General features: G+C 57.3%; 24 protein-coding genes and 1 pseudogene. 8 read left to right on the forward strand and 17 right to left on the reverse strand.

What is annotated here, in order from left to right:
• Positions 1-9: 9 nt before the first annotated feature.
• Together MRBLRC7O_RS24325 and MRBLRC7O_RS24330 are read right to left on the reverse strand one after the other, a co-directional pair.
• Positions 10-1,176 (reverse strand): mandelate racemase/muconate lactonizing enzyme family protein, encoded by a 1,167-nt coding sequence (locus MRBLRC7O_RS24325; RefSeq protein WP_111797038.1) that lies wholly within the window; start codon positions 1,174-1,176, stop codon positions 10-12.
• Complete coding sequence (locus MRBLRC7O_RS24330; RefSeq protein WP_080865256.1) at positions 1,173-2,081, reverse strand: dihydrodipicolinate synthase family protein; 909 nt, start codon at positions 2,079-2,081, stop codon at positions 1,173-1,175. Before MRBLRC7O_RS24330 ends, MRBLRC7O_RS24325 begins: the two co-directional genes overlap by 4 nt.
• 115 nt (positions 2,082-2,196) lie before the next feature.
• Between MRBLRC7O_RS24330 and MRBLRC7O_RS24335 the strand changes: the two genes are divergently transcribed.
• Both MRBLRC7O_RS24335 and MRBLRC7O_RS24340 read left to right on the forward strand, forming a co-directional pair.
• On the forward strand, positions 2,197-3,108 hold the full coding sequence (locus tag MRBLRC7O_RS24335) for a 2-dehydro-3-deoxygalactonokinase (protein ID WP_087747448.1): 912 nt from the start codon (positions 2,197-2,199) through the stop codon (positions 3,106-3,108).
• Positions 3,109-3,173: 65 nt separating this feature from the next.
• Positions 3,174-3,800, forward strand: a complete 627-nt coding sequence (locus tag MRBLRC7O_RS24340) for a GDSL-type esterase/lipase family protein (protein WP_111792075.1) — start codon at positions 3,174-3,176, stop codon at positions 3,798-3,800.
• A gap of 516 nt (positions 3,801-4,316) precedes the next feature.
• On the opposite strand, the gene MRBLRC7O_RS24345 is transcribed toward MRBLRC7O_RS24340, so the two are convergent.
• Positions 4,317-4,736 carry a DUF4112 domain-containing protein gene (locus tag MRBLRC7O_RS24345; protein WP_080865259.1) on the reverse strand — a complete coding sequence of 140 codons (420 nt, stop codon included), beginning with the start codon at positions 4,734-4,736 and terminating at the stop codon, positions 4,317-4,319.
• A gap of 427 nt (positions 4,737-5,163) precedes the next feature.
• On the opposite strand from MRBLRC7O_RS24345, the gene MRBLRC7O_RS24350 reads away from it, so the two are divergent.
• A complete protein-coding gene (locus MRBLRC7O_RS24350) occupies positions 5,164-5,838 on the forward strand; it encodes an AI-2E family transporter (protein ID WP_367727732.1) in 675 nt (224 codons plus the stop codon).
• Here MRBLRC7O_RS24350 and MRBLRC7O_RS24355 read toward each other — a convergent pair.
• Positions 5,770-6,018, reverse strand: a pseudogene (locus MRBLRC7O_RS24355) (GreA/GreB family elongation factor); the annotation flags it as partial. The gene MRBLRC7O_RS24350 and the pseudogene MRBLRC7O_RS24355 sit on opposite strands and share 69 nt — an antisense overlap.
• 520 nt (positions 6,019-6,538) lie before the next feature.
• Here MRBLRC7O_RS24355 and rnk point away from each other — a divergent pair.
• Positions 6,539-6,970, forward strand: a complete 432-nt coding sequence (rnk, locus tag MRBLRC7O_RS24360) for a nucleoside diphosphate kinase regulator (protein ID WP_111834550.1) — start codon at positions 6,539-6,541, stop codon at positions 6,968-6,970.
• A 283-nt stretch (positions 6,971-7,253) separates the two neighbouring features.
• Here rnk and virB11 read toward each other — a convergent pair whose 3' ends face one another.
• The 13 genes from virB11 to MRBLRC7O_RS24425 are packed head-to-tail and all read right to left on the reverse strand — an operon-like array spanning position 7,254 to position 17,400.
• Positions 7,254-8,264: a P-type DNA transfer ATPase VirB11 gene (gene virB11, locus MRBLRC7O_RS24365; RefSeq protein ID WP_111792073.1), complete on the reverse strand. Its 1,011-nt coding sequence runs from the start codon at positions 8,262-8,264 to the stop codon at positions 7,254-7,256.
• A gap of 8 nt (positions 8,265-8,272) precedes the next feature.
• Positions 8,273-9,445, reverse strand: a complete 1,173-nt coding sequence (gene virB10, locus MRBLRC7O_RS24370) for a type IV secretion system protein VirB10 (RefSeq protein WP_111797040.1) — start codon at positions 9,443-9,445, stop codon at positions 8,273-8,275.
• 14 nt (positions 9,446-9,459) lie between these two features.
• Positions 9,460-10,314 carry a P-type conjugative transfer protein VirB9 gene (gene virB9, locus MRBLRC7O_RS24375; RefSeq protein WP_019565728.1) on the reverse strand — a complete coding sequence of 285 codons (855 nt, stop codon included), beginning with the start codon at positions 10,312-10,314 and terminating at the stop codon, positions 9,460-9,462.
• On the reverse strand, positions 10,311-10,982 hold the full coding sequence (locus MRBLRC7O_RS24380) for a VirB8 family type IV secretion system protein (RefSeq protein ID WP_003517248.1): 672 nt from the start codon (positions 10,980-10,982) through the stop codon (positions 10,311-10,313). The genes virB9 and MRBLRC7O_RS24380 overlap by 4 nt, the downstream gene beginning before the upstream one ends.
• A gap of 3 nt (positions 10,983-10,985) precedes the next feature.
• On the reverse strand, positions 10,986-11,252 hold the full coding sequence (locus tag MRBLRC7O_RS24385; protein ID WP_111797041.1) for a hypothetical protein: 267 nt from the start codon (positions 11,250-11,252) through the stop codon (positions 10,986-10,988).
• A 35-nt stretch (positions 11,253-11,287) separates the two neighbouring features.
• Positions 11,288-12,223 (reverse strand): TrbL/VirB6 family protein, encoded by a 936-nt coding sequence (locus tag MRBLRC7O_RS24390; protein ID WP_111792071.1) that lies wholly within the window; start codon positions 12,221-12,223, stop codon positions 11,288-11,290.
• A 4-nt stretch (positions 12,224-12,227) separates the two neighbouring features.
• Positions 12,228-12,461, reverse strand: coding sequence for an EexN family lipoprotein (locus tag MRBLRC7O_RS24395; RefSeq protein WP_020811838.1), 234 nt, complete (start codon positions 12,459-12,461; stop codon positions 12,228-12,230).
• On the reverse strand, positions 12,458-13,156 hold the full coding sequence (gene virB5, locus MRBLRC7O_RS24400) for a P-type DNA transfer protein VirB5 (protein WP_020811839.1): 699 nt from the start codon (positions 13,154-13,156) through the stop codon (positions 12,458-12,460). Before virB5 ends, MRBLRC7O_RS24395 begins: the two co-directional genes overlap by 4 nt.
• Positions 13,156-15,537, reverse strand: a complete 2,382-nt coding sequence (locus MRBLRC7O_RS24405) for a VirB4 family type IV secretion/conjugal transfer ATPase (protein WP_080865446.1) — start codon at positions 15,535-15,537, stop codon at positions 13,156-13,158. Before MRBLRC7O_RS24405 ends, virB5 begins: the two co-directional genes overlap by 1 nt.
• A complete protein-coding gene (locus tag MRBLRC7O_RS24410) occupies positions 15,530-15,871 on the reverse strand; it encodes a VirB3 family type IV secretion system protein (protein ID WP_087747435.1) in 342 nt (113 codons plus the stop codon). The genes MRBLRC7O_RS24405 and MRBLRC7O_RS24410 overlap by 8 nt, the downstream gene beginning before the upstream one ends.
• Before the next feature lie 2 nt (positions 15,872-15,873).
• Positions 15,874-16,173: a TrbC/VirB2 family protein gene (locus MRBLRC7O_RS24415; protein ID WP_019565723.1), complete on the reverse strand. Its 300-nt coding sequence runs from the start codon at positions 16,171-16,173 to the stop codon at positions 15,874-15,876.
• Entirely contained in the window at positions 16,170-16,859 is a 690-nt protein-coding gene (locus MRBLRC7O_RS24420) for a lysozyme family protein (protein WP_111797042.1), read from the reverse strand. Before MRBLRC7O_RS24420 ends, MRBLRC7O_RS24415 begins: the two co-directional genes overlap by 4 nt.
• Position 16,860: 1 nt before the next feature.
• Positions 16,861-17,400 (reverse strand): hypothetical protein, encoded by a 540-nt coding sequence (locus tag MRBLRC7O_RS24425; protein WP_080865265.1) that lies wholly within the window; start codon positions 17,398-17,400, stop codon positions 16,861-16,863.
• Positions 17,401-17,493: 93 nt separating this feature from the next.
• Between MRBLRC7O_RS24425 and MRBLRC7O_RS24430 the strand changes: the two genes are divergently transcribed.
• The 4 genes from MRBLRC7O_RS24430 (at position 17,494) to MRBLRC7O_RS24445 (ending at position 19,870) form a co-directional block, all read left to right on the forward strand.
• Complete coding sequence (locus tag MRBLRC7O_RS24430) at positions 17,494-17,856, forward strand: transcriptional regulator (protein ID WP_013637404.1); 363 nt, start codon at positions 17,494-17,496, stop codon at positions 17,854-17,856.
• Between the two features lie 360 nt (positions 17,857-18,216).
• Entirely contained in the window at positions 18,217-18,621 is a 405-nt protein-coding gene (locus tag MRBLRC7O_RS24435; protein WP_111785336.1) for a host attachment family protein, read from the forward strand.
• A 368-nt stretch (positions 18,622-18,989) separates the two neighbouring features.
• Positions 18,990-19,301, forward strand: coding sequence for a hypothetical protein (locus MRBLRC7O_RS24440; protein WP_162691077.1), 312 nt, complete (start codon positions 18,990-18,992; stop codon positions 19,299-19,301).
• A 179-nt stretch (positions 19,302-19,480) separates the two neighbouring features.
• On the forward strand, positions 19,481-19,870 hold the full coding sequence (locus MRBLRC7O_RS24445) for a hypothetical protein (RefSeq protein WP_236772955.1): 390 nt from the start codon (positions 19,481-19,483) through the stop codon (positions 19,868-19,870).
• The last annotated feature ends 68 nt before the right edge of the window (positions 19,871-19,938 follow it).

Below are 19,938 nucleotides of genomic sequence, written 5' to 3' on the forward strand. Positions count from 1 at the left end.
AAAACCAAATCAGATACGTTCAATAAGAGCGAGCGCCGCCTCCGACGGCTTGACGCCAAGTCCGGGGCCCGAGGGCAGGTGATATCTGCCTTCGCGGCAATCCATGTCGCCGGCAAGCAGCCGGCGGTTGGGCTCGAAAATCGAGTGCTGGAACTCGTGGCCCTTCAAAGTCGGCAATGTCGATGACGCCTGCAGGCTGGCGGCAAGGAAGATGCCCGCGCCGACTGTCGCGTGCGGAATTACGTCAATGCCCTGCTCGGCGGCAAGGGCGCCGATGCGGATGAAATTGGTGATGCCCTTATGGCCCATTTCCGGCTGCACGATTGCGATGCGGCAGCGTTCAATGCGGGCGCGCATGTCCCAATGGGTGCGCCATTCCTCGCCAACGGCGATCGGAACGTCTGTTCCCTTCGATACTTTTTCCAGCCCGGCGATATCTTCCGTCCAGACCGGCGCTTCGGCGAACCACGGGTCGAACGGCATCATCTGCGCAATGAGTTCCAGCGCCCTTTCCGGCGTCTGGTTCCAGTGCATGTCGGCGGCAATCTTTGCCTGCGGGCCAAGAATCTGCCGGAGATTGGCGATCTCCGCCGCCGGGCCATCGTCGGCCACCGGCGTTGCGAATTTGAAGGCATCAAAACCGCGATCCTGCCAGTATTTCGCCAGTTCCCCGCGCGCCTTCAGTGTCTTTTCGGGCAGCCCCGAAACATAGGCCGGAAAGCTGTCCACGCCGCCGCCGAGAAGGTCGCGCACCGATTTTCCCGCTTCCTGCCCGGCAATGTCCCAGAGCGCGATATCGAGCGCGGCGAGCGCATCCACGTAAAAGCCGCCGGTATAACCGCGCACCCGCATCATGTCGTAAAGGTCGTCATAGACTGCGGACGGATCGGACGCATCGCGACCGATCACGAAACCGGCAAGAAGATCGTTGATCAGCGCGGCGACCGCGCCGGGGGCGACGATACCATAGGTCTCACCCCAGCCGACAATGCCGGCCTCGGTCGTCATGCGCACCAGCACGCTGCGGTCGAATGTGGGGTAGACCGTGCGATTGCCCCTGCGCACGATGTAACCATTGGGATTGACTACCTCGCCTTCCCTGAGCGCGCCAAGATAGGGAACCTTGCGCGGCTGGGTCAGCGTGAAGACTTCGACGGTTGCGATGGGGCTGTTCATGCGGCCTCCGCGGCAAGAAGGCCGAGTTCGACCAGATTGGCGTCGATATCGGCAAGGGCCGCCGCATCAAGCTCGGGTGTCGGCGCACGCACACCGACGCCTTCGATCACGCCGCGGCGGGCGAGCACATATTTGGTCAGCCGCATGCGATAGACCGCCTGCAGCACCAGAAGCGGCAGGGTGCGGACATAGATCCTGCGAGCCTCCTCCTGCCGCCCGGCAACAAGCGCCCGGTCGATGGCCACATGTTCCTCGGCAATCTCCAGCGCCGGCATGGCCGCCGTAGCACCTCGGGCATATTCGTCAAGAATGTAACGCGCGCCACCGCCGCCGATGACGCCCTTCAGTGTCGAAGGCGCATGGGCGATGATATGGCTGATGGCCGGGCCGGCGGGAAGCGTTTCTTCCTTGACATAGGTAACCTGCGGCAAGGCTCGCACGATATCCACGATCGCCTGCGGCGAAAGGTCGGAGCCGCGCGGCGCAGGCGCGTTCTGCAGGATGATTTCAACCTCGGGCAGCGCCTCGACGATCCTGCCGAGGAATTCGATCAGCGCCGGCGCATCCGTGCCGACCGACTTGGGCGGCTGCACCATCAGGTGGCGAATGCCAAGCGCCGATGCTGCCCGCCCATGCTCGACCACGTCACGCCAGTCTGCCGCACTTGCACCCGCCACGACCGGCACCCGCCCGGCCACCGCATCCACGACGATCTTCAGCAGCGTCGCGCGCTCGGCGGCATTCAAAGTCTCCACCTCGCTGGCGAAACCGGGAAACACGACACCATCCACGCCCCTGTCGAGCGCGAAGACCACCAGCCGCTTCATGCCCGCTTCGTCAATGCCACCATCAGCAAGAAACGGCGTGGGCAGAACAGGCAAAATCCCCTTGAGGCCAGCCACCATCTTTCTCCTCCCAATTAAGTATCATATTTTGATACCTTGAATTCACTAATTGACACTATATAGACTCGCACCCTATGACAAGCCCCAAGATGAAATGAACGAGGAGGTTCAAGACATGGCAGCAGCGGCGACATCGATCATCGTCGATTGGGGAACGACATCACTGAGGGCGGCGCTCGTCGGTGAAGGCGGCGAAGAACTCGATCATCTTGAAACCGCCAATGGTATTTCGAGCCTTGGCAAGGGTGAACATGAGGCGGCTCTGATGGCTGCACTCGCACCCTGGTTCTCGCGCCATGGGGCCTTGCCCGTCGCCGCACTCGGCATGATCACCAGCCGCAACGGCTGGGTCGAAGTCGCTTATGTGCCGTGCCCGGCAGGCCCGGCGGAGCTTGCCGCCGGCACGGTGCGCAGGTCGCTGCCGAACGGGTCCGATCTTGTCTTCCTGCCGGGTCTCAACGACCCCGCCCGCCAGCCCTTTCCGGATGTGATGCGCGGAGAAGAAACCCAGATCGTCGGCCACGGCCTTGGCGAAGACGCCACCCTCATCATCCCTGGAACCCACAGCAAATGGGTGCGCGTGAAGGCGGAGCGGATCGACGGTTTCCAGACGTTCGTAACCGGTGAAATCTTCAACCTGCTCATCAATCATTCCTTCATCGCGCGCGGCGCCACGCAGCCGCCGGTGGATGATCCAGAGGCCTATCGCTGGGGTCTGAAAGAGGCAAAACGATCCGCCGCCATGCTGTCGCTGCTGTTTTCGGCGCGAACCGGCGGGCTTGCCGGCCAGCTTTCGCCGGACCAACTGCGCTCCTATGTGCGGGGACTGGTCATCGGACAGGAATTTAGGCAGGCCCGTGAGGCGGGATGGTATGCGGAAGGAGACGAGGCAGCTGTCGTCGGCAATGACGGGCTGAACGATCTCTATCTGGTTGCCGCCGATGTGTTCGGGCTCAAGACATCCATGGGTGCGGATGACGCCCTCCCAAAAGGCGCCCTGACTGTCCTGCAGCAAGCGCTTTTATAACCCTTGCCGATCGCCGGTTGCCGAAATGGCGGCATCCGGCTTTCAAGACAATCTTTAGGACCGTCATGTACGACTTCCCAGCCAATATCGGCACCAGCCGTTACGAAAACGATATCATTGCCGTTCTGGCCCGCATTCAGCGCATCGGCCTTCCAGACAACCCGATCGCCTTTTATGGCTCATCCTCGTTTCGAATCTGGAGCTCCATCACCGAGGATCTTGGCTCGCTGGATATCGTCAATCTGGGATTTGGCGGCGGCACTTACCTTTCTGCCAGCTACTACCTCGACCGGCTCCTGGTTCCCTTGAAGCCAGGCAGAGTGGTGCTTTATTTCGGCGAAAACGATATTGCCAGCGACGGCCTCAAGGCCCAGACGACGCTTGTGCACCTGCAGGATTTGCGCGATCGCGTCTCTCGAGCGCTACCGCAGGCGGACGTCTTTGTTCTGGCGATCAAGCCCAGTCCGGCGCGCTGGATATACCGCCATGAATTCGATCTCTTCAACCAGACGGCGCGCGACTGGTGCAACGGCCGCGAACGCACGACATGGCTTGATCCGAACGCCGGCCTCATTGGTGAAAATGGCCTGCCGATGTTCCGTTATTATTTACCCGATCTGGTTCACCTGAATGCGGCAGGCTACGCGGTCTGGTCGGAAGCACTTAGAAAAAAGTTAGGTCTGTTGAACTGAGACAAGGGGTATCTTTATCTTTTGTTGGCTCGTGAAAGGAGTCGCACAGGCTGATTTCCATTGGATTTATAGAGCACGTCCGTTGAACGCGGAAACGCGTTTAGGATTCCCTTACTGGCGGAATTCTGATTCCAGCGCTCCGATTGGTGATTTGGTCACAGGCAACATGACCTGAGCTTTCAACGATGATCTGCGTAGCGGCGTTCTAGCTGCGTCACGGGATGGCATATCGGCGCACTCAGCAGCGGCCAGATTTGGATTTTTATTTTGACAGCCCTCGCGTGGATTGCGAGCGTGCGGGAAAGGCGGCTGACCCCGGCGAAACAGGGACGACTCCGTCCCCCAGGTCGGCCTCTATCCGGCATTCAAGGGTCGAGTTGAGCCTACCCGCCCTAGGCGACAGCCCATAATGTGTGCACAGGCTGAAGGACGCAGTCTCGGCCACCGATGAGGAAACGGTACACCCCGACTGCGATTCCAGAACCGCCGCCAGGATTTTTCGGCCATCGTCGAGGCTTATTTGCGCTTCCGCCGTAACTCGTCGCCATGGATGCCAAAGTGCTGGATGATCATATCGACATTGCGGCGGTGCGATTTGAAATAAATATCAAACAGATCACCGAAGACAGGAACACTGCCCACAAGAGCATCCATGGCGATGTTGCCAACCATTCGCGCAAGCTTTTCCTGCGGCACACCAAGGCGGCGCGCTTCATTGACGATATACAGGCCGACAATAGCGCCCGCACCATCACCAATCAGTGGCAGCAAACCCATGATGGAATCTGCACCAAAACGGATTCCCGTGCCAGGAATGCGGATCGCTGTGTCCATCATACGAGCGATGCCCGACAGCCGCCGCAGACGGCGGAGCCGCTCAGCACTATCCACGAAGTCGTCCGATGTACCGTGGGCGCTCCACGTTCTCGCTGTCATACAATCGTGCTCCATAAAAGAGATATGCCTCAGCCTAATATCAATGGGGATGTGGAGAGTTGCGTTCAAGAGCGTTGCGCAAGCTATCTGCATCCATTGAAACCGAACCAGTCAATCGGCTCGATCCTGTCTATGTGACAGCACCAATCGCCCGGCATCCCTCAGGCCCCACACCCCTTTTTCGATTCTGATAGGCCACAGTAATTTTTAAGCAATATTTTCCCTTACATTGGCGCTACTACAGGACTGCTAGGTCGAGAGAAAGATGTGAGGCACGCCCTTGCATCTTTAACGTCTTTCGCGAGTTAAAGCTGATCTTCATAAAGCAGATGCGGACATGGCACAATTTTTTGAGTTCATCGGTGCATCTAAAGGCGGACTGCTGATGGACACTGGCGCTTTAACAACAAACGACATCGGAAAACTTATGGCCGTTTCTCATCAAGGTCCGCTGGCTAACACCAGGCTTTCTGGACGAACGATTCTCATTCTGATTGGCGTCGCGGTCATCCTGCACGTGGGTCAGGAAATCTTCGTGCCATTAGCCTTGTCCCTCCTCCTGACATTCACTCTGGCACCTATTGTCTCTTTTCTCCGAAAACACTCTGCGCCCAAGATCGCCGCCGTTATTTTGGCGGTCGCCTCAGCCTTCATGGCAATTGCGCTGTTCAGTTTCGTCGTCGCCACGCAGGTGACAAATCTTGCCGAAAACATCCCGACATATCAGCGCAATATCGTCACCAAGGTTCAGGCGCTCAGCCAAGCAGGATCAGGGAATGGTGTGCTCGAACATCTGAGCAAGGTTGTCGAGCGTGTCGGCGCCGAGTTGCAGACACGCGCCGTCGAAAGTCAGGACGAGCAGTCGACCGCGCCAACCATGCGAGAGCCGATGCCCGTTGAAATCGTCACGCGATCCCATCCGGTCGAGACACTTGGCAATTTCATTCTTCCGCTTATTCCCGCGCTGCGCGGGCTTAAGGCCCAAGAGCGCCGCGCCAACAGGCGTCAATACAGACAAGCGGCCCGCGTCTACCAGCACTTCATTCGGGAGAACAAGGGTAACCTGGCGTTGCTGCCCCTCTACAGCATACGAGACAGTTGATCCTAGGCAGACCGTGTCGAGCGAGACCTGTTCCTCTGCCAAGACCCAGGAGTTTTCCAGCTTCTCACTCAAGTCGGGGCCGACGTCGAAATCATTGGTCAGGGCCACGAGCGTTAGGCGGCTAAGTGTGTGAAAGTCTGTTGCCCCGATTATGGGCATGGTTTGGCTGAGTGAAGACATGTTTATTGTGACCTGCGCAACAACCCCATCGCTAGAGGAAGGGCGTTGACGTGTTTGAAGAGAGACTTGCCGCAGATGGTAAGGCGAACGTGTTGACGTAGCCACTCTGGATCCGGCAGGCGACAGTGGCCGGACCCGGTTACGATCCTGCGATGGGGCAGACCCTGAAAGCGCTCACTGCGCGTCTTTTGCTCTCGTTCAAGATCAACCTAGCATTTATGGAAGGTGCCATGAAGTCAAGGGCACTTGCCGAGATCAAAAGCACCGGGCAGCGTCTCACGGCGCGCTTCTTGACTTCCCCTTCAGGCATACCATGATTAGGGCACCATGTTGAAAATTGGCAATTTCCATAGATTTCGCCTCTGCCGAGAGTATCCCGTCGAAGGATACTAGCCCGGGACGTAGACTGCTGTCGCGCGTCTGAACCCGGGCTTTGATCCTGCGGGATTGCGCGACTTCACCCTCCACAAGCAGTCTTTTTAAAAACGCAGTTATTCGGCCGCGGTACGAGGCATATGAAATGAACACCACCGATTACACAAAGCCGTCCATCATCGTCCGGCAGACTGACCACGCTCGTCTGACCGCTCTTGCACTCGCGGCACCGGGGCGCGACCTCGACGATGCCGAGGAGTTGCTTATCGAACTTGAGCGTGCTGATGTCGTAGAGGATGACCAGTTCCCCGCAGACGCAGTGGCGGTCGGCTCGACGGTATCCTACCTGACGGAAGGCGGAGCCAGAAGGACGGTAACTCTTTGTTACCCCGGCCTCGCCGACATCGAACGCTCAATGGTCAGCGTGCTGACCCCGATTGGAGCTGCTCTATTTGGTCTTTCTCCCGGACAGCAGATCGAGTGGAACGGCCGTGACGGGCATTCACACAAGTTGACCGTCATTGAGGTGACGGTAGACCTACCGGTCAACGCCTCTTATGACACCCGTTCCAGATGACGGCAACCTGTTCACAAATCGACGGTGACATTCCGCATGCCTTCCCGGTTGAATGCAGAGTGAGAAAGATGACGACGTCAAGAGCCCGCGTAATGCAGGTGAGCCACGTTTTATGTCCGTTTCTGTCGGTTTCACTCAGAAATGAGCCGGTTACCGTGCAGCTTTCGGTGCTCGGTACAGAGACACACTCGACAAGAAACATCAGGGCGACAATCGAGATGGAATTCCTCATAGAAATGCTGCGCCAATCCGCACCCAGGAACTGGGTGAACCGCTCAATTTGCTATTCCTTGGCTCTACGCTCGCCCCTGAAATACACCTCAGACAGCCGAAAGTTCCCTTTGTGTCGCCTGCACTGAGCAACGATATCGATACTCGCCTTCAAAAAACCCACGATGTCGGCGCGGTCCAGGCCTGCGCCGCCCTCCGACTCCTTAACAAGCAGGACCAACTGCTCAAAAGCCAATTCGGCCGAGTTCGCATGGACCGTGGTTATCGAGCCAGGATGGCCCGAATTCACGTTCCGGATATAATAAAAGGCCGTCCCATCGCGAAGCTCCTGAAGCAGAATCCTATCTGGCCGCATACGAAGACAGGATTCGAGAAGCTCTTTCGGTCCGGCGCGCGAGAGCCCCTGCCCTCCTTTCGAGTAGAACAAGCGCACGTGGTTCGGTTGTGAGATAACGAGCTCGGGAGTGTCCTCGATTGAAATGACCCTCTCGTTTTCGGGAATATGCTTGATCAATGCTTTGGAAAGCGTCGTTTTCGCCGAACCTGTGGCGCCAGAAATAATGATGTTTTTTCGAGCGATGACGGCCTGCCGCAGGAAATCCTTAAAGCGGCCGGCACGATATGTTTCGCACAGTTCCTCATCCTGCGCGGAGGAGGTGGTACTGGTCGCTGCGCACGCTGTCTGGAAAAATCCCTTTTCCTCCAGATCATCAAGACTGAAGTCGACCGAAGAAGGCTTGCGGATTGTCATGCTGACAGTGTCATTGATGGTCGCCGGGGGGATGACGATCTGGATTCGTTCGTTCCCGGGTAGCGTCGCCGACAATATTGGACGCGTCTCATCAATCGACTGATGGGAAAAACTTGCGACTGCCCGGGCAAGACGCATGAGCTTTTCGAAGGTCAGCTCCGGCATTTCATAGGTCCGCCACCCACCGGGACCTTCCGTCAACACCTGCCCGGGCCGATTGACGATCACCTCTAGGAGAGACTTGTCCTGAAGGAATGTCGAAAACGGTTTCATCAGCTCGCTGACGACAGCCGAGTCCTGCCTCTCTGCCATTTCGCGCCCTATTTCGTTAGGAGCGTCGATCGTGGCGCGAAATCCCCCAGGACCGCACGATCGAAAACGCGGTTTCTGGGTTCGGTCACCCGAAGACCGTAGATGCCGGAAAAGTCGAGATCGCGAGCGACAAAGATCGAAACCGATTCACCTTGGTGCTTATTGAGTGTCGGCGGGATATTTATGGACTGCTCGACCGCGATGGCGGCCGCCTGTTGACTGGCACTCGTTGTTTTTTGCGCGTCGACATCGCTGTCCTGCAGCCGACTGCTTGCATAGTTCGTCGCGTCCCCGACAATGGAAAGCAGAAGAGCGCTGCCGAACCGCTCCCACCAATGGGTGTCGACATGGCCGTCGACACCGGCACGACCAAGTGCGTCGGTTGCTGGTGATGCGAGAGTGACGATAACGCCCTTCGGCGTTTTCGCGCGATTCCAGAGAATGAACAGGCGCTTTTGCCCGCGTTGAAGCCCTCCACGATATTCGCCGACAACCTGCGTGCCCTTTTCCATCAAGACCACCCTGCCATTGTCAGAGAGGACATCGCGGTTGATCACACAAGTGGTAAATCCCGGCTGGTCGGATGCTAACGCGGTTTCAAGAACGCAGGGAATGGTCGTTCCCATCGCGACGATGAAATTGCGGTTTCCGAGTGTACCGGCCCTTGAGCCTTCAAGCCGCGTTGGCCGCAGCAGGCCATCGAAACGATGCTGCTCATTGTTTTGCTGGTTCTGAACAGACATATTGTTGTCGAGCGGCACGAAATTGCTGTTGTCGGAAGGATAAGAGCTGTCGCTTTCCCTCAGCTCTTTCCGATTCCTCTGCCCTCCACTGAAGGCCATCACGGGCGCGCGGCGGGCGGAATCGAGCAGCTTATCCTGCTCTTCAATGACCGGTTCGACGACAGGAGTTGGCAATTTTACTTCAGGGAGCGCCTGGTCCGGTTCAACTTTCTCTTTTGCGGCCTCGAAGGGGGTCGTCTGACGAATAATGATCCGTTCGGGCTGAAGATTTTCATCCCTTCCCTTCTTTCCCGTCGTCGACCAAAGCGCGAAGCTGACAAACGCGATGATCGCAATGGCAACAGTGCCGCGTTTCAAGAGAGGGCTGTTGTCGATCTGACGACTGGTGACGGTTTCGGCACGCTCTCCGGGGATGCGATCCTCGTCTTCCTGAGCCATGACTGTTCCCTTCTCTATCGCCCGGTAACGTCGCGCTTCACGACGCGCTCCACCGAGGGAGACGTTGTGTTGGTGTCAGGATTGATACCGACGCGGTCGTAGGCTTCGTTGAAGACGCAAAGCACATCCTTGCCCCGACGCAAGATGAACTTGCGGCTGATCGCGTGCACCATCACCAGATCTCCATCGACCGACTTTGGAACAAGGCTTTCGGAGCCGTCGGAGTTCTCCATATAGATCGCGGGCATTTCCTGGTTACCCACAAAGGCGAACGTCGTAATCTTGCCGTTGTCGTAGACGCTTTGCGGCTCCAGTGCCTGCGATCCCTGAGAAGAATAGCGCCAGTTTCGAGGGCCATAGGCTTCGTGAAGCGCCAGCACATTGTCGGCGTCCTTCGCCTGGGCCGCGAGAGCCCTCGACGCTGCCTGCTGGCGGCGAAGCTCGGCGTCATCGCCTGGATACCTGTACTTCACGTAGAAGTAGGTGTTTTGACCAGCCTCCACGGAGCCATCGCGCGCCGTCAGTTCCATCTGGTAGCTGCGGGTCGAGCCATCCCTGCGCGTCGTAACCACGGAAATATTCGTCACCGGCTGGCTCTCGCGTGGCTTCAGGAACAGGATGTTGCCGGCCGGCGCAACTTCCCAGGCGACGCTATTGCCGAGCGCGACATGGGCGATTTCCTCGTCCGCCGCGAACTCGACCTGTACGGACGACCGCAGAGTGCCGACCACCCGCGTGATGTTGTAGGGTTGGTAGTTCACGAACCGGACCCGACTGTCTTGCGAGGCACCTCGGGGTATCTCAAGCGCAAACGCTGGCGACATCGAAAGGGTCACGATGAGTGCAGGAATTCGAGGAATGCGCATCATCTCACCTCCTCCGGATCAGCGCGATACTCGCTGACGACAAAGCCGAGCGGGTTTACGAGCCGGTCCGTCGAGGACATCGGAGCGTTCGCGTAGGAATAGGTGATTGACGCAACCCAATGGGTCGTTCGTACTTCCTCGCCACGCGTGATGGTTCGCATGTAGCGTACGGAAACGACATTCTGATTGATGAGGGAGATTGAAGCGATATCGATCCTTGCTGTAGCCCCGCGACCATAAGTATTCTGGGGAGATTGCGGGTTGCTGCCACGGTAGAGGGCCGCGAAACGCGTTTGCTCCGCTTGCGTCGACAAGAGGGCGATGGTGCGGAAATTTTCCTGTGCTTCACTCCAGACGTAACCCTCGCGGGCCCGGACATATTTTGCAGCGAAATATTTCGTCACCGCCTCATCGTAGGTGCCAGCCGTCGATGTCAGCGCTGACACGACGTCGACAATGCCGGTCGAATTGTCGACGCGCACCACAAAGGGTTCAACCGTCTTGAGGGGTGTGAGACACGCGACCGCGAAGACGGCTACAGCGGCGACAATGCCTGAAACTATGGCGATCGACCAGGCAATCCTGTTCGATCGCTCGACCTGGATCATCCGGTCCTGGTCGAAACGACGTGCTTTGTCGAAGTAGCTCTTGAGATTATCTGTCGTCACCATGTTTCATCCCTCACAGCGGCGATAGGAACCGTCGATGTCCAGATGCGCAAAAGCGGAAGTCTCGCTGGCCTCTTTTACGAAAGGTGTGAGGGACGTGGACGAACTCGTGTTGGATTGCTGCTGTTTCACCTTGCTGCCGCCCTCCCAGTCCCACATCGAGCGGTTCAATGGGCGGCGCGAATATCCGTCGCAGTTCGGCAATGGGTAGGTCATCGAAGCGCAGCCGACAAGCGTGGCTGAGAAGGCGAGTAACAGGGCAGGCTTAATCATTCAGCAGACCTTTACTTATTGTTCTGGACTGGGTGTCATACGCCGGCATTTCTTGATCCGAAGGCGCGGCGGGCAAACCGAGCACCGCGACCGATCATCCGGCCGGTGTGGGAGGCTGCTCGGGCCAGCATGCCTTCATGCGCATCGCGTGCGGTCGTGTAACCATAGACCAACGAGGCGCCGCCAGACGCCAGCGCCGATGCAATGCCGGGTAGCTGGTAGAATACGTACAGGGCAGCTATCCCGATGGCACAAAAAGCAATAGGGCGCATAAGGACGTCGCTGTAGCTGTCGATTGCGGTGAAGGTCGAGTCGAGGCAGGAGATCAAAAGCGAACCGACGGCAACGACAAGGACCTGAAGGATCACGAAGTTTGCGAGCTGCCCGATCCAGGACTCGGTAAAACGGCGCGTCGATTGAAACATGGCGAGCGCAATGAAAATCGGCCCGATCGCCAAGACGATCGCCAGCGCCAACCGTGCATAAAGGGAGACGACATAGCCGATCCCCGCCACAAGAAAGCTGACGCCGATCACCATCATGCCGCCCACGCCTGTGACGATGTCAACCGGCCAGGAAGCCCTCGACCAGATATCGGTCGCAGAGGCCTGGCCCTTGTCGAGCAGGCTGTCAAAGGTGCTGGCACTCGGCACCGTTCCCGAATTCAGCGCCTGAGCGATCTCGCGCGGCAAAACATCGAAAAAGATGTTTGTGATATAGGTCTGGTATCCGCCCGCGTTCTTCACCAACATCACAATGATCGCGAGCTTTATCGCGCGGAAGGCAAAGTCAAGGATGGGTTCCTGGACCGAGCCCCGAAGGATGAGATAGCCGTAGAGGACGACATAAAGTGTCACTGCCACCGTCAACGGACCGGTGACCCACTGGGCTATGTTCGACGTTCCATCCGAGACGAAGGTCTCCAACGGCCGCTTGAACTGGCCGTCGATAAACTCAAATACCTGATACATTTTGTCAGCCTCCCAGTGCCCTGCGCATGTTCTGGAAACGGAGCTTACCGTCGGCCGCTTCCGCGTTCTGGCAATTGGGCGTCTGGCGCAATGCACCCGGGTTGTTGCGGCACTCGGTAATCGTACGGGACAGCAATTCGGTGTCGGCGACGAACTCGTCCACCGTATGAGTTCGCTCCGCCTCTTGCGAACAAGCCGACAAGAGCACCAGGGAAAGGACGATGAGGGTGCACTTCACTGCAGCGCCGCCTTCATATTGTCCATCCGTTGGCGCCAGTCCTCCGCCTTGCGCTGTTCGTCAACCTGGTTCTGCGCCTGCTGCACCATCTTCAGCCCCTCCATCCGCAGGACGTCGGTCTGAAGAAATGCCTGTTCGGCCTGCAGCCGAGCCTGCAGGTCGGCAATCTCTTTGGCGTCGCCAGCCGTGGAAATCTTTCCCCGCAGCTGATCAATCCCGACGATGCGCTTGGTCGCGGCATCGTAGATTTGCTCACCGAGGCTCATTTGCCCGGCATTCTTGTTCTGAAGCCGGGACAATTCCTGAGCGTAGAAATCATCGGCGTCAGTGCGGTAGGTCGAGTTACCTTCCAGAAACCTTGAGGCGGAATCACCGAACACGCCGGTGCCGTTGCCTTTGAGCAATCCCTCGATGGCAGCGAAGTCGGAGGGAAGCGCCTTGCGGATCGCCGGATCGTTGAGAACCTCGGCGACATCCGCCATATCGGTCAGCTTGTTGAGCGAGCCATAAAGCTGCCGAGCCTGGCCGATCTGCTCATTGAGCGCGTCGAGTTGCGACTTGAGCTGCGCGATGCTCTCGATCTGCTTGGCAATCGCAGCCTGATCGTTGACAGGAATCCCCTGCCCTGACGCGCCTTCAGCGGCAAGCATGAGCACCGCGCTGAGCAGTACGCCATGAAGTCGATAGGAAGTCATCAGCTAGCACTCCTTCGCTGTTGGAAAATGGGAAGCCAGTTCTCGACGTCGTCTCCAACCTCCGCGCGGATCGCGTCGAGAAGTTCGACATTGGCGGTCCGGCCGGAGAGGATGGCGAGCTCGTCATCGAAGCCGTTGAGATCGAGCTCGGCAACGACGCTGTTGTGTCCTTGCTTCAACACGAACCTCCGGCTTTCAACGGAAAGCTCGCGCGCTATCAATTCGTATTCGCGCTCGGTGAGCTTGAATCCATCGACATAGTCGGCATGGTTGCCGCGCGAGTTGGGCAGGAAGATCTGTGTCGGGCATTGCTCGATGATCGTGTGCGCGATTGGCGAGTTCAGCGCGTCGCGTGGGCTTTGCGTGGCAAACAGCATCAACCCATTTTGTTTGCGGATGGTCTTCAGCTTGTTTTGCGCAAGATCGCGGAACCCCTCGTCCTGTAGCGCCTTCCAGAATTCGTCGATGACGATGATGATCCGGCGGCCATCGATCACCTGCTCGACGCGATGGAAGAGATAGGCCATCAGCGGTGTGCGAATTTCCTCGTTGTCGAGGAAGTCGGTCATGTCGTAGCCGATGAACTTCCCTGATCCGCCGAAATCGCCAAATCCGATATCTTCGTTGACATTGTCGAAGACCCAGCCGAGCGGCCCTCCCTCCTCCCACCGGCGGAGCCTCGCCGCGATACCTTCCGGATCCGTATTGTTGAGGAAAGCCCGCAGCGCCCCTATTGTCCGTCGCTCAGCGGGCAGGTCGGCAAGGCCGTCGATCGCGCCGGAGATGTCGCGAAGTTCGGTGACAGTCAGTTCCCGCGCCCCTGAACCTACAAGCTTGCCGATCCAGCGCGCCAGGAACACCTTGTTCTCCGGCGTCAGGTTGAGGGCCTTCAGGGGAGCGCAGCCGGTGGGGACCCCGTTCTTCAGCGGCAGGTAGGTGCCTCCGGCGGCGCGAACATAAAGGTCCGCGCCGCGATCCTTGTCGAAGAACACCACGTGCGGGTCGTGTTTCTCGAGCTGTGACAGCATGAAATTGACAATCACGGTTTTGCCCGCTCCCGACGGACCGCACATGAAGGTGTTGCCCAGATCGCCATAATGGAGATTGAAGTAGTAGGGCGAGCCTGAAGCGGTCTTGAGCAGGGCGACGGCGGGTCCCCACTCATTGCCGTCCTTCTGTCCGATCGGATAGGAATGGAACGGTGACAATGCTGCGAAATTCTTCGAGCTGATCGCGCCCGAGCGCGCGCGGTAACGAAAATTGCCCGGAAGTTGCGCCCACCATGCCGCTTCGAGACCAAGATCCTCGCGCGCAACGACAGCCCCGCCATTGGTCAGGCTGGCGCGAACCTTTGCCAGATTGTCGGTTAATTCCTTTAACGTGGTCGCAAAGACGGAGAGTGTCAGGTGATGCTCGCCGATCACGAAGCGGTTGGACTCCAGGTCGTCCATCGCATCGTCAAGTTCATCGATTTGCGAAGCCGCCTTGTCGCCGCTGCTCACCAACTGGTTTTGCTTACGCCCCATGATGACGCGAGCGTCCGCCTTCGACACAAAGCAGAATGACTGTGAGAGAATGAGCTCAAACGGACTGTTTAGAACTCCGTCCAGCATGCCTGTCCTGGTGCGGGCTGGATATTCCTTGAAGCTCAGCATGCCGGCAAAGCGGCTTTCTGCCTCATGCCGGATCTCGATCGTTTCCCGACCTATGATTACGCGATCAGAGTAAATTGCCGAGGCGACGCGACCTTCGGTAAGCGGCACACGCTCGCGCCTCCCGCCGACGAGCTGGTGCAGCACCTCGCTCGGTTCAGAGAAGAGCATGCCTTCCTGTTCGTAAAGAGAAAGGACCCGTGGCTCAAAGCGCCTCAAGCCCGCCACTACGTTGACGACTTTGTCCTTAAGCTGTTTCAGAGCCTCTTCATCCAGCTCCATATCGAGTCGTTTTGACCGTCGAAGGTACGACAGCAGCTTCCCCGCCTTGTCCGCAGGGCCACGCGCTGGCGACCAAAGAACGGTCAGATAGAGATCGTTGCGAAAAAGGTGTTCGCGCGCCATGCGTTCCCGGTATTTCTCGTTGAGCGAGGCGGAGAATGGCGTTGCGAACGATCCGCCCGGATAGTCGCCATCCCTGCGCCGAATGAGATGGGTCCAGATCGCGAGCCGCTCATCGGCTATATTTCGATAGAGCGTGTTGAGGTCGCGATGGAGCGCGTTGATGTCGAGCAGATCAGCAGTTTCGAAAGATACGCCTGCGAGCGCGACCATGACCATGAGTGTCCGGGACTCGAGCGCGATTGTCGTCTCGTCGATGTGCCGCACGTAAGGGATAAAAGCCTCTGGCGTGAGTTCGCGTGATCTAAGGGTGGCGATGTCAGGCAATTCCAATATCCCTTTCGTCGAAGCGGCGTGTCAGTCTCAGAGGGGAAAGTGTTGCCCCGCCCCAATAGGCACCGTTGCGCGAGCGGCCGCGTGTCTCGACCCAGGCGAGCAGGATGCGGAACATGTTGTGATCGTGCTTGACGAGCGCTTTGAAGATGAGATGGAAAACGATGCCGATGAACGCGTAGGCGATAGATCCGGCGACGATGTAGAGGATCGTCGTGACCATGATGTTGAAGCCCATCGCCTCCATCGTGACACCGGCAATCATCGCGGGACGCGTACACGCGATGAAGAGTGTGTCTTCTTCGAGAACCGTTTGTCCGCCCACCATCCTCAGGCTCCGACGATGGTGTTGACGAGTTCGGTGGCGCCAAAGATGCCGCCAATTCCGATGATCCAGAAGCCCGCTCGCCTCAGGTCCATGTAACCAAACATCCAGGCGATGCAGATGACGATGACCGCAATCACGGCGAGAAGCTTGGCAATGTTTCCCGTCAACATGTCGACGATGTTCTGCAGGACGGTTTCGATGCCGGCGGCTTGCGCGAAGGCGGGCTCAACCATCGTCACTATAATGGCGACAGCCATGACGGACGAAGCGACGACGGGTCTGATCCGGGAACTGATTATCATTCACTCTGCTCCAATTCCAATTGATTGTCTTGAAACACCAGGACGGATGAACGGCTTCGGGTCTTGAAGACGTCCCACGCGGGCGCCGCCGAGATCGCGTGTGCTTCCCCCGGAGTATTTTCCGCCACCACTTCGGCAACGACATCTGCTTGGGAAGAATTCGCCGACACGTTTGTCTGCAACCCTTTTCCCGTGTCGCCGATTGTAAATCGAGCCACTGTCGGTCCGAGCCGTTCGATTTCGCGGCGAACCTGATCGCCATAGTTGACCACGCCCCCGACCGACGGATCGTCACGTCCATAGCAGGATTGCAGCACCTGCTCGGCCCTGGGACTGTCAGCACCCACCTTCACCGAGAGGCAGCAATAGCCATCGAATGGCGTCGCTGGAGCCTTCAGGTTAAGGCAGCGAGCGACAGCGGCTGGTATCGAGAGGTTCAATCTCCGCAGTTCTTCCGGCCCGACCCCGTCGGGACCAATGTGTATGTCATGGCATGTTGTCTCCGAGGATGCGGCGACTTCGATTGCATCGGCCTTGGTCGCAGGTTGCCGCCCGAGCGGTGCACGGCTGTTGATCCTGATTGTGAACGGAGCGAACCGGCTTTCCGGGCTGACCACACCCGCAAGAGCATCCGATGCAACGAAGGGTGCGCAGGTCTGCGCAAGATCTGAGAAGACAACGGGCATGTCAGAACCACACCCTCTGCGTGCCGACGCCCTCAATCGTCACATCGACGTATCGAGGTTTCTCGCGGACCAGGGGTCGCGCCACGGTATTGGCCAGGCATTGGTATCGCCCGTCTACCCTTTGCCACCTCGGTGACGTGACAGAGCCTTTGTTCGGATCGCCACCGTCTCGATCTCGCCGGCAAAAGCTGTCGCTCACGGCTTGCAGTGACGTGGAAATGCACGTCGCGTCACGTCCCCTGGGACCGTAGCCAGCAGATAAGCGGTAGCCGGCGTTGCAGTAATATGGTTCGTAAAGAGGGCGAGAGGTCTGAAAACCCACGCCCGCGCAAGTTGGAAACGAACGCCCTTTTGCCAACCACCTCCAAAGCTTCTCGACGGGCGGCCTGCATTCGCCATACTGGGTCGGACCGCCGGGATTGGATAAGCACAGGATAACCTGGCACCCCCATTCGTCGGCACGAGCGCTTCGCTCCGAAATGGTATAGAGTGTAACGAACCCTGACGCTGCTATGATCATTCGAAAGAAAAGGCCCTTCATGCCCCCTACCCTCCGTCTTCCTAAATGTCCGCCTCAACTGAACGGCGACTCGTCTCAATTATTTGACTATGCAAATAATAGATAGTTAAAACGATGGCAAGCAATTTAAGTGAAAGATGGCAGAGTCAGGCCTTGTCCGTATTTGCGGTGCGTGAAATCCTGGAGAAGCCGATCGATGGTGAATCGGCGCAGTCGCGCATCAAGCAGATCGGCATGATGAATATTCTCTATCTGATGCACCAGGCGCATCAGAAATTAACACTCTCAAATGTAATTGATATTACCGGAATGACGCGTGGTGGGGTGATCGAAACCATTGAACTCTTGGTCCGACGGGGCATCCTTACGGAAACGCTGGGAAGAAACTCGATGGGACGAGGAACGGCTCGACAGTTTGAGTTTTCCCCGCAGGTTTTTGCCGCGCTTGGTGGTGCCGCGGCGACCGGAAATGCCTAATTTTACCAAGTATGTTTTATACAGTATTAATGTGGACGCCGTTTTAGATTAAAGGGACGGCATGTCTATGCCGTACCGCTCACCAGCATTGTCGCGGAAGATTTTCGCTGCCGATGCATACTGCCGAGTTCGTTCCAGGGGTCTGCACTTGGTACAGCAGCCTCGACTGACTCTCTGCCACAGCGATGGCGCGAGGCAGGCCATCAAGCATTTGGCTGGGATGACTGATCAAGGCGATACGCCAATGCTGGATTTTTGTCGGGCCGACTGCGGAACGGATGGTCTGTAGCGGGGTTATTTTCTGACAGAAACAAGCAGGGTCGGTCATCTGGGCTCGAGCTGCTCACCAAGGAGATCAACATGAACCTTCCGCAGAACACGGTCGTTGCCGTTGCCGATGGCGAAAAGCTTAGCCTTTTTCGGAACGACGGAGATGCGGCGACTGTCAATCTGACAGCGTTGCCCGATCCGGCGATCGACAGCTCGAAGATCTCTTCCGGCGCCCGACATTCCAGTAGCTCGGCTAGTCCCGACGATAGTCAGCAAGACGAAGACGGGTTTGGTGCAGGTGTTACGGATATGCTGAACAAGCAGGTGCTTGAGGGCAAGATCAAAAGTCTGGTGATTATCGCGGCACCGCGCACACTGGGTGAGATGCGCAAGGGCTACCATAAGTCGTTGTCGGACGTTCTTATTGGAGAACTGGATAAAGATCTGACTGGCCATTCTGTGCAGGATATCGAGAAAGCACTCGCTATCGCTTAAATCCTGCATCTAAACGGCGTGATCGGCCCCGCCATCCCCGGCGGGGTTTTTGCTTGGCGCTCGTTGGGAATGTAGAGAATCGGCAACAATGTAGTGTTGCCAAATTTTGCTAGACTGTTCCTGACAGGAACGACGCCACGACTTTTTGCTTACGTCTTATTTCAGGAGATGGCGGGACTGATCTGAATAGCCGGTACGAAGGCGCAAAGCTGAAGTCACTCCCGAGTTGGTCCAAAGAGGAAAAGAAAGTGGCATGTACTCCAACCGTGGGGGCGACGAGAGCACAATTGCGCCAACGCGTCTGAGCGAGGGAACAAACGGGTCGAAATCTCCGTTGCTCGTAATAATTGTTCATTTGGAGGCGTGTCATGAAAGTCAAGCTGGCTCTAAGCGTGATTCTGGGCGTTACCTTCACGGCAGCAGTCGCGGAAGCACGTACTCAATTGCATCTTTACGGTACCATTCCGGTGACGGGTAACTACGTACGTGAGATCGCCTATCGGTCAGCGCTCGACAGATGCAGTTTTGAATCTTACCCATCATACCACCCCGTCGGTATTTATGGAGGCACCTATGGCTCTCCCGAGATGCGCAGATGCATGTACCGTATGGGTTTCATCTTGGAAAATGGTGAGCCTCTCGCATACCCCGTGAGGAAGGCGAAGTACCTGTTAAGGTAACAAGACGCCAAAATATTTAAGATCGAAGCGTCTGACAGCCACCGTTTCAATCACGATGAACTTGATACGTTTACGGCCCCGGTTCCTCATCAAAGAGGAGCCATTTTGGTTTGCCGAGTGAATCGCGTATTGAAATCCGGCTTCCGAATATCGACTTTCAGGATAACCTGGAGGTCGAAATGATCTACATTGTCATCGCGTTATGCGCGCTCGTCACAGCATTCTTTGCTTGCCGGTACTATGCCGCCAAGATTCTGCTTGTCGAACACGATATCGACAAAGCTATCGCACGGAAATTTGAGTCGAGTGGGAAGGCCTTTGAGCTCACCAAACTTCGAGAAGAAAACGCAGTGATGCGAAACCTTTTGCTTGACCTTCTGGAAAACGAAGTGGCTTTTCCGGTGCAGCAGACAACGGTATCGGTCGACGACTTATTCAGGATGAAAGCAACCAAGATTCAAAGGTATCGCGAGATACTGGCCGAATCCCGGCATGTCTTGCGGCAGCGTGAGGCCAATCGCGTTTCCGGGCTCTCCAGCTCACTTAAGAGTACCGAGCGCAGGATGTAAGGTTCAACACACACTCAGCGAAAAATTGCAGGAAACCGAGCAACGGGGATGACGGAAAAGCCGACGGC

The organism is Agrobacterium radiobacter (assembly GCF_040801995.1).
Taxonomy (GTDB): Bacteria; Pseudomonadota; Alphaproteobacteria; order Rhizobiales; family Rhizobiaceae; genus Agrobacterium; species Agrobacterium radiobacter.